We start from the raw sequence: 9,762 nt of genomic DNA, 5'->3' as shown, positions 1-9,762 counted from the left end.
GACATCGCCGACGCGTTCAACCCCGTGTTCGACGAGGCGATCCAGCGCACCGACCGGCGCGCCCAGGGTGGCGCAGAGGCCTGGCACGATCCCCGCCAGGACGGCACGCTCCCCGATGCGTACATCGCGATGGGCCAGACCGCCGAGAACGTGCAGCAGCTCATCGGCATGAGCCGCCGCGAGCAGGACGAGTTCGGCGTGCGCAGCCAGAACCTCGCCGAGAAGGCCATCGCGGACGGCTTCTGGGCCAAGGACATCACCCCCGTGACGCTGCCCGACGGCACCGTCGTCAGCACCGACGACGGCCCGCGCGCCGGCGTGACGTACGAGGCGGTGTCCCAGCTCAAGCCCGTCTTCCGCCCCGACGGCACGATCACCGCCGGCAACTGCTGCGCGCTCAACGACGGTGCCGCGGCGCTCGTGGTCATGAGCGACACCAAGGCCAAGGAGCTCGGCCTGACCCCGCTGGCGCGCATCGTGTCGACCGGCGTCACCGGCCTGTCGCCCGAGATCATGGGCCTGGGCCCGATCGAGGCCGTCAAGCAGGCCCTCGGCCACGCCAGGCTCGGCATCGATGACATCGACCTGTGGGAGATCAACGAGGCGTTCGCGGTCCAGGCCCTCGGCTCGGCGCAGGCGCTGGGCGTCGACATCGACAAGCTCAACGTCAACGGCGGCGCGATCGCGGTCGGCCACCCGTTCGGCATGACTGGCGCGCGCATCACGAGCACGCTGATCAACTCGCTGCAGCACCACGACAAGCAGTTCGGCGTCGAGACGATGTGTGTCGGCGGCGGACAGGGCATGGCCATGGTCCTCGAGCGGCTGTCCTGATGGGACGGTTCGACGGCAAGGTCGCGATCGTCACCGGCGCGAGCCGGGGCATCGGCCTGGCGATCGCCGAGCGCATCGTCGCCGACGGTGGTCGAGTCTGCATCACGGCCCGCAAGCCCGGCCCGCTCACCGAGGCGGTCGAGGCGCTCGGTGGCCCCGAGCGCGCGATCTTCGTCGCCGGGGCGGCGGACGACGCGGCGCACCAGGACGAGGTCGTCGCGGCGACGCTCGACGCATTCGGCTCGATCGACTTCCTGGTCAACAACACCGGGATCAACCCGGTCTACGGCCGGATGATCGACGTCGACCTGGACGCGGCCAACAAGATCTTCCAGGTCAACGTCGTCGCGGCGATCGCGTGGGCCCAGAAGGTCTACCGGGCCTGGATGGCCGAGCACGGCGGCTCGATCGTCAGCATCGCCTCGGTCGCGGGCCAGCTGCCCGCGCCGGGCATCGGGACGTACGGCGCATCCAAGGCCGCGCTGATCCACGTGACCGAGGAGCTGGCCGTCGAGCTGGGTCCCGGCATCCGGGTCAACGCCGTCGCGCCCGCGGTCGTCAAGACCAAGTTCGCGGCCGCGCTGTACGAAGGGCGCGAGGAGGAGGTCGCCGCACCGTACCCGCTCAAGCGGCTCGGTAAGCCCGATGACATCGGCTCGGTCGTGGCGTTCCTGCTGTCCGAGGACGCCGGCTGGGTCACCGGCCAGACCATCTCGATCGACGGCGGGCTGCTGCTGACCGGCGGCGTCTGACCCTCACCCCTCGCTGACCGTGACGTTTGCGCCCCTGAATCGACGATTCAGGGGCGCAAACGTCACTGCCAGCGGTCGCTGCCTGCGTCGGAGGTGTGGGTGGAGTGATCCATTTCTCACCAGAACATGAGGAAACCCTCGGATTAAACTTGAGGAAAGCCTCATGTTTTGGGAGGATGGGTGAAAGCCGTCGATCCAGCGATGGCCGAACCCGAGGGAATCCACGTGACGACGATCGACACCCTGCTTGCCCAGAGCCCGACGACCGAGCGCCGCGCGGCCCTCGTCGACCGCCTTCTCGCCGGGACGCCGTACGCCATCGGCTTCGGTGGCCAGGGCGCGCCGTGGCTCGCCCCCCTCGCGGGACTGATCCGCGACTTCGCGCTCGAGTCCGAGCTCGAGCAGCTCGTGGCTTCGGCCGACGAGCTGCTCGCTCCGGTCGCCACCGAGCTGGCCCGGGTCGGCGTGACGTTCACGCCGCTGGCCTGGGCCGATGTCCTCGCCTCGGCCGAGTCGGCCGAGGACGACGACGCCCCCGTGCTGCCGACCTCCGAGGTGCTGGATACACCCGGAGCGTCGGTACCCGGCATCTTCCTGACCCAGCTCGCGGGCATCCGCGCGCTGCGCAGCCAGGGGCTCGACCCGCAGGTCGTCGCCCCGTCCGCCGTGATCGGTCACTCGCAGGGCCACTTGGCGACGCAGTCGCTCGCCGGTGTCCCCGACGTCGAGCTGCTCGCCGTGGCCCGGCTCATGGGCGCCGCCGCCCAGCTCGTGGGCCGCCGCCGTGGCCTGCTGGGCCAGACGATGCTGAGCGTCTCCAACGTGCAGCCCAGCCTGATCGACGAGATCCTCGCCGAGCTGCCGGCCTCGCTGCGCGTCGTGTCGCGGCTGCGCAACGGCCGCCGCAGCGTCGTGCTGTCCGGACCGGCCGAGAGCCTGCGCGTCGTCGAGTCACGCTTCGAGGAGATCGCCGCCGCCGAGAAGGCCGAACGTGACCGCAAGACCACCGGCGGATCCCCGTTCGCCCCGGTGCTGGAGCCGCTGCCGGCCCAGCTCGCCTTCCACCACCCCGATCTCGCCGAGGCGGCCGACCTGGTCGCGACCTGGGCCCAGGCGTGCGGCCTGGACGCCACCCGCGCCCGTGACCTCACGATGCGCTCGATCGTCGACCCCGTCGACTGGGTCGGGGCGCTCGAGCACGCGATGGACTCCGGCGCCCACTGGATCCTCGACCTCGGCCCCGGCGACCTCGCCGCCCGGCTGTCCGCCCGCGAGCTGCGCGCCCGCGGTGCCGCCGTCATCGCCACGACGACGCGTCGCGGCCACCGCGAGCTGACCGCCGCGGGCGCCGCGCCCCGCCTGACGACGCCGTGGAGCGCGTACGAGCCCACTGTCGTGACGCTGCCCGACGGCACGCTGCACGCCGAGACCCGGTTCACCCGGCTGACCGGCAAGTCCCCGATCCTGCTGGCCGGCATGACGCCCACGACGGTCGACCCCGCGATCGTGGCGGCGGCGGCCAACGCCGGCTTCTGGGCCGAGCTCGCCGGCGGTGGACAGGTCACCGAGGAGATCTTCGCCGACAACGTCGACCGGCTGGGCGAGCTCCTGACCCCCGGGGCGACCTACCAGTTCAACTCGCTGTTCCTCGATCCCTACCTGTGGAAGCTGCAGCTGGGCCAGAAGCGGCTCGTGCAGCGCGCCCGGGCGGCCGGTGCCCCGATCGACGGCGTCATCGTGACGGCCGGCATCCCCGAGCTCGACGACGCCGTCGCGCTCGTCGAGGAGCTGCGCGAGGCGTCGATCAGCCACGTCGCGTTCAAGCCCGGCACCGTCAAGCAGATCCGCGAGGTCGTCGCGATCGCCAAGGCCGTCGCCCCGACCCCCGTCCACGTGCAGATCGAGGGCGGCAAGGCCGGCGGCCACCACTCCTGGGAGGAGCTCGACGACCTGCTGCTCGCGACGTACGGCGAGCTGCGCGCGCTCGACAACGTCGTGGTGTGCGTCGGCGGCGGCATCGGCACCCCGGAGGTCGCCGCGGCGTACCTGACCGGCGACTGGTCGACCCGTCACGGCTTCCCCCGCATGCCGCTCGACGGCATCCTCGTCGGCACCGCCGCGATGGCGACGCTCGAGGCGACGACCTCGCCGGCGGTCAAGCAGCTGCTGGTCGAGACCCGCGGCACCGGCACCTGGGTCGGCGCGGGCACCGCCAAGGGCGGCATGGCCTCCGGCCGCAGCCAGCTCGGCGCGGACATCCACGAGATCGACAACACCGCGTCCCGCACGGGCCGTCTGCTCGACGAGGTCGCGGGTGACGCCAAGGCCGTCGCGGCCCGCCGCGACGAGATCGTCGAGGCCCTCGACCGCACCGCCAAGCCGTACTTCGGCGACGTCGACACCATGACGTACGCCCAGTGGCTCCGCCGCTACCTCGAGCTGTCCGCCACGCCGGAGTGGCTCGCCGACACGCAGCGCGACCGCTTCCTCGCGATGCTGCAGCGGGCCGAGGCGCGGCTCAACGACGCCGACCGCGGTGAGATCCCGACGCTCTTCGCCGACTCGTCGGCCGTCGACGACGGGCGTGAGGCGCTGCAGCGACTGTTGGATGGCTATCCGCACGCCGAAGGCGTCACCCTGCACCCGGCCGATGTGCTGTTCTTCGTCGACCAGTGCCGCACACCCGGCAAGCCGGTCAACTTCGTGCCCGTGCTCGACCAGGACGTCCGCCGCTGGTGGCGCTCGGACTCGCTGTGGCAGGCCCACGACCCCCGCTACGGCGCCGACGAGGTCTGCATCATCCCCGGCACGGTCTCCGTCGCCGGCATCGACCGGGTCGACGAGCCGGTCGCCGAGCTGCTCCGTCGCTTCGAGGACGCCACGATCGACGGTCTGCTCGCCGCGGGCCGCGCGCCGCAGCGCGTCACGGGTCGCCGCCGCGTCGACGAGGCCGGCGACGTGCTGTCGCTCGTGCTGGCCGCGCCCGACCTCGTGTGGGCCGGTCGCACGGTCCGCAATCCCGTGCACCGCCTCGGCGCCGAGTGGGTCATCGTCGACCCGCAGCGGGTCGAGCACCCCGAGACCGGCGCCGCGCTGGTCGAGGTCGAGGGCCGCCGGGCCGAGCTCACGGTGCCGATGGCGCGCCCGCTGAGCCTCACGATCTCCGTCGACGACACGGTCCTGGTCGGCGGCGCCCCCGTCGTGACGATTGAGACCGCCGTCGCCGCGATGGGCACGCTCGTCGCCGGCGCCGCCGGGGGCAGCGTCCCGACCGTCACCGCGGGCCGCGCCAGCGTGGCCGTCGCCTGGGACCCCGACCTCGTCGCCGATCACGCCGGTGTCACCGGCGCGGACGTCCCGGAGCACCCCGTCCCCGACGTCCTGGTCGGGCTGGCGTGGCCGTCGGTGTTCGCCGTGCTGGCCGATGTCACGGCCGCCGACGGCACCCCCGTCATCGAGGGCATGCTCGACCTGGTCCACCTCGACCACGCGATCCGGCTCACCGGCACCTTGCCGGTTGCGCCGACTCAGCTCGTCGTCGCCTCGACGGTCGAGTCTGTCGAGGACACCGACTTCGGACGCGTCGTCGCGGTCGACGTCACGATCTCCTCGCCCGAGGGTGACGTCGCGACCCTCCGCGAGCGCTTCGCTATCCGCGGACGTGTCGGCGCCGGGGAGCTGTCCGACCCCGCCCGCGCCGGTGGTGCGCTCAGCGATGACGTCGTCGACACCCCGCGCAAGTCCCGTGGCTCGGCGACGCTGACCGCGCCGTCGGACCTGCGGGCGTTCGCCGCCGTCACGGGTGACCACAACCCGATACACACCAACGTCGCCGCTGCCCGCCTTGCGGGCCTGGGCGACCCCATCGTCCACGGCATGTGGATCTCCGCCGCGGCTCAGCAGACTGTGTCGAACCGCCGCATCACCGGCTGGACCACCCGCTTCCTGGCGCCGTTGGCGCCCGGCGCCGCGGTGTCGATCACGGCCGACCGGGTCGGGCTCGACCAGGGTGCCGAGGTCGTCGACGTGACGGTGCGCGCCGGCGGCGAGGTCGTCATGTCGGCCACCGCCCGGCTCGAGGCGCCCCGCACGGCGTACGCGTTCCCCGGCCAGGGCATCCAGCACGCAGGCATGGGCATGGCCGCCTACCAGCGCTCCAAGGCCGCCCGCGAGATCTGGGACCGTGCCGACGCGCACACCCGTGAGGCCCTCGGCTTCTCGATCCTGACCGTCGTCCGGGACAACCCGACGACGCTCGTGACCCACGGGGTGACGCACAAGCACCCCGACGGTGTCCTGTTCCTGACCCAGTTCACGCAGGTCGCGATGGCGGTGCTCGGCGCCGCCCAGATGGCCGAGCTGCGCGAGTCCGGGGCGTTCGTCGAGGGCTCGATCCTCGCGGGGCACTCGGTGGGCGAGTACAACGCGCTTGCCGCTGTCTCCGGGGTCATCCCCCTCGAGGCCGTCGTCGAGGTCGTCTTCCAGCGCGGCTCCGTCATGCACGCCCTGGTGCCCCGCGACGCGGCCGGGCGCAGCAACTACCGTCTCGCGGCGATCCGCCCCTCGCAGATCGGGCTGCACGACCATGACGTGCGGGCCTTCGTCGACGGCGTCGCCGAGCGCACCGGCGAGTTCCTGCAGATCGTCAACTACAACCTCAAGGACTCGCAGTACGCCATCGCGGGCACCGTCAAGGGCCTGGAGATCCTGGAGGAGGAGGTCGCCCGCCGCCGCGAGGAGTTCGGTGGCAAGGCCGCCTTCATCCTGGTGCCCGGCATCGACGTCCCGTTCCACTCCACGGTCCTGCACAGCGGCGTCCCGGACTTCCGCGAGCGCCTGCAGGAGCTGCTGCCGGCGACGATCGACCCCGCGATCCTGGCCGGACGGTACGTCCCCAACCTCGTGCCGCGGCCGTTCTCGCTGGACCGCGCGTTCCTGCAGGAGATCGCCGACCTGGTCCCGTCCGAGCCGCTCGACGCGGTCCTGGCCGACTTCGCCTCGTGGGCCGCGCGTCCCGGCGAGCTGTGCCGGGTCGTCCTGATCGAGCTGCTGGCCTGGCAGTTCGCCAGCCCGGTGCGCTGGATCGAGACGCAGGACCTGTTCTTCACCCCGATCGAGGACGGCGGCCTCGGTGTCGAGCGCTTCATCGAGATCGGTGTCGGCCAGGCGCCGACCGTCGCGAACCTCGCGTCGTCGACCCTCAAGCTGCCGGGCCGGTTCGGCCCCGCGGTCGAGGTGCTCAACTTCGAGCGGGACAGCGCCGCGGTCTTCGCGACCGACGAGGAGCAGCGCGTCGAGGAGGAGACCGCTCCGGCGGAGTCCGCCCCGACCGACACCGCGGCCCCCGCTTCGGCTGCGCCGGCAGCGCCGGCCGCCTCGTCGGGGGGCCCGCGGCCCGCGGACCTGACGTTCGACGCCGCCGACGCCACGACGGTGCTGATCGCCTGGTGGACCAAGATGCGGATCGACCAGATCGGCAACGCCGACTCGATCGAGTCACTGTGTGACGGAGCCTCGTCGCGCCGCAACCAGCTGCTCGTCGACCTCGGTGGTGAGCTCGCCCTGGGCGCCATCGACGGCGCCGCCGACGCCGACCTCCCGGCGCTGTCGACGCAGGTCAAGGGACTCGCGCGCGGCTACAAGCCGTTCGGCCCGGTCCTGTCCGAGGCGTTGGGTGATCACCTCAAGAAGGTGCTCGGCCCCACCGGCAAGCGCCAGGCCGCGGTCGCCGAGCGCGTCACCGGTGTCTGGCAACTCGGTCCGGGCTGGGCGAGCCACGTGCTCGCCGAGCTCGCGATGGCGAGCCGCGACGGCGCCAGCGTGCGGGGCGGCGACTTCGGTCCGCTGACCTCGATCGCGTCGGGCGCCGACGTCGACGCCGCGGTCGACGCGAGCGTCCAGGCCGTGGCCGCCCGCCACGGTGTCAGCGTGGACCTGCCGTCCTCCGGCGGGGGAGAGGCCACGATCGACGCGGCCGCCCTCGGGGAGTTCACGGACCAGATCACCGGCCCCGACGGGGTCCTGGCCTCGTCGGCGCGCCTCGTGCTCGACCAGCTCGGGCTCTCGGACGTACCCGTCGTCGCCGAGCCCGACGAGTCCGACGCGATCGTCCTCGCCCGGGTGGAGTCCGAGCTCGGCAGCGACTGGGCCAAGCTCACCGCGCCGGCGTTCGACCCGCTCAAGGCCGTCCAGCTGGACGACCGCTGGGCCAGTGCCCGTGAGGACCTCGCCCGCCTCGCGGTCGGCGAGACCGTCGACGCCAGCTTCGTGGGTGCCGGGTCCGTCGTGGCCGCGCAGGCCACGTGGTGGTCCGAGCACGTCGAGGACGCCGAGCTGGCCGACCGGTTCCGCCGGATCGCCGGCGAGGCAGCATCGACGACCTCGGGTCGATGGGCCGACGAGATCGCCGTCGTGACCGGAGCCAGCAAGGGCTCCATCGCGGCCGGCATCACCGCCCAGCTCCTGGCCGGCGGCGCGACCGTCGTCGCGACGACCTCGGGGCTCGACCCGCGGAAGCTCGCGTTCTTCAAGGACCTCTACCGCACGCACGCCGTGCACGGCGCGGCCCTGTGGGTCGTCCCGGCCAACATGGCGTCGTTCAGCGACGTCGACGCGCTGGTGGAGTGGATCAACGGCGAGCAGACGCAGACCCGGGCGGGTGCCACCACGGTGCTCAAGCCGGCGATGACGCCGACGCTGCTGTTCCCCTTCGCGGCCGGACGGGTCGCGGGTGACCTGACGGACGCCGGCAGCCGCACCGAGGTCGACATGCGGATCCTGCTGTGGTCGGTCGAGCGCCTCATCGGTGCCCTGTCGGCGCACGGCCAGGACCACGACATCGCGGCCCAGCTGCACGTCGTGCTCCCGGGCTCGCCCAACCGCGGCATGTTCGGCGGCGACGGCGGCTACGGCGAGGCCAAGGCGGCGCTCGACGCCCTCGTGGCCCGCTGGACCGCGGAGCGTACCTGGGGCGAGCGCGTCACGCTGGCCCACGCGATCATCGGCTGGGTGCGCGGCACCGGGCTGATGGGCGCCAACGACCCGCTCGTCGAGGCCGTCGAGGCCGCCGGCGTGCGGACCTGGACCCCTGAGGGCATGGCCGAGGCCCTGCTCGAGACGTGCCAGCCCGACGCCCGCGCCGCGGCGCGGACCGCACCGCTGACGGTCGACCTGACCGGTGGCCTGGGCGGCACGACGCTCGACATGAAGGCCCTCGCCGAGGGCATCGAGCGGCCCGCGGCCCCGGCCGAGGACCCGCGTGCCACGATCGCGGCGCTCGCCCCCTCGCCGGCGCAGCTCGACCGGGTCGACACGCTCGACTGGGCGCCGGTCGACGCGCGTCCCGAGGACCTCGTCGTCATCGTCGGCGCGGGGGAGCTCGGGCCGTACGGCTCGGCCCGCACCCGCTTCGAGGTCGAGGTCAGCGACGAGCTGTCGGCGGCCGGCGTGCTCGAGCTCGCCTGGTCCACCGGACTGGTCAGCTGGGACGAGCAGGGCGGTGGTTGGTTCGACACCGCGACGCAGGAGAAGGTCGCCGAGGCCGATCTCACCGACCGCTACGAGGAGGCGGTCCGCGAGGCGTGCGGCATCCGGCGCTACGTCGACGAGGGCACGATGGTCGACAACACGGCCCCCCTGCTGACCTCGGTGTTCCTCGACAAGGACCTGTCGTTCACGGTGGCCAACGAGGCGGAGGCCCGCGCCCTGCGCGACGCCGACCCGGAGCGCACCACCATCGCGGCAACCGCCGACGGCGACTGGACCGTGACCCGCAAGGCCGGCACCGAGATCAGGGTGCCGCGCCGGATGAAGCTGACCCGCACCGTGGGTGGGCAGATCCCGACCGGCTTCGACCCCACGGTGTGGGGTGTCTCGGCCGAGATGGTCGAGTCGATCGACCGGGTCGCGCTCTGGAACCTCATCTGCACCGTCGACGCCTTCCTGTCCAGCGGCTTCTCGCCGTCGGAGCTGATGCGGTGGGTGCACCCGGCCCTCGTCGCCAACACGCAGGGCACCGGCATGGGCGGCATGGAGTCGATGCAGTCGCTCTACATCGACACCCTGCTGGGCGAGAGCAAGGCCAACGACATCCTGCAGGAGGCGTTGCCCAACGTCATCGCAGCGCACGTCGTGCAGTCGTACGTCGGCTCCTACGGCCCGATGGTCCACCCGGTCG

General features: G+C 72.6%; 3 protein-coding genes. All 3 read left to right on the top strand.

Features of this window, described 5'->3' with window-relative positions; all coding sequences use genetic code 11:
- Positions 1-834: acetyl-CoA C-acyltransferase (locus JWQ91_RS14310; protein ID WP_297785493.1), on the top strand; the 834-nt coding region annotated here is incomplete at its 5' end.
- Positions 834-1,586 carry an SDR family oxidoreductase gene (locus JWQ91_RS14305; protein WP_297785491.1) on the top strand — a complete coding sequence of 251 codons (753 nt, stop codon included), beginning with the start codon at positions 834-836 and terminating at the stop codon, positions 1,584-1,586. The genes JWQ91_RS14310 and JWQ91_RS14305, both read left to right, overlap by 1 nt.
- A 225-nt stretch (positions 1,587-1,811) precedes the next feature.
- The coding region (locus JWQ91_RS14300) for a fatty acid synthase subunit beta domain-containing protein (protein WP_297785489.1) at positions 1,812-9,762 on the top strand (7,951 nt) is incomplete at its 3' end.

It is taken from the genome of Aeromicrobium sp. (genome assembly GCF_025965075.1).
GTDB lineage: Bacteria > Actinomycetota > Actinomycetes > Propionibacteriales > Nocardioidaceae > Aeromicrobium.
Note: the sequence above shows the minus strand (reverse complement) of the source record. Positions and strands in the feature narration are given on the sequence as shown.

Bases quoted from the DNA above. Each gene is read 5' to 3' on its own strand.
- JWQ91_RS14305 (WP_297785491.1), top strand. From the start codon at position 834: ATGGGACGGTTCGACGGCAAGGTCGCGATCGTCACCGGCGCGAGCCGG.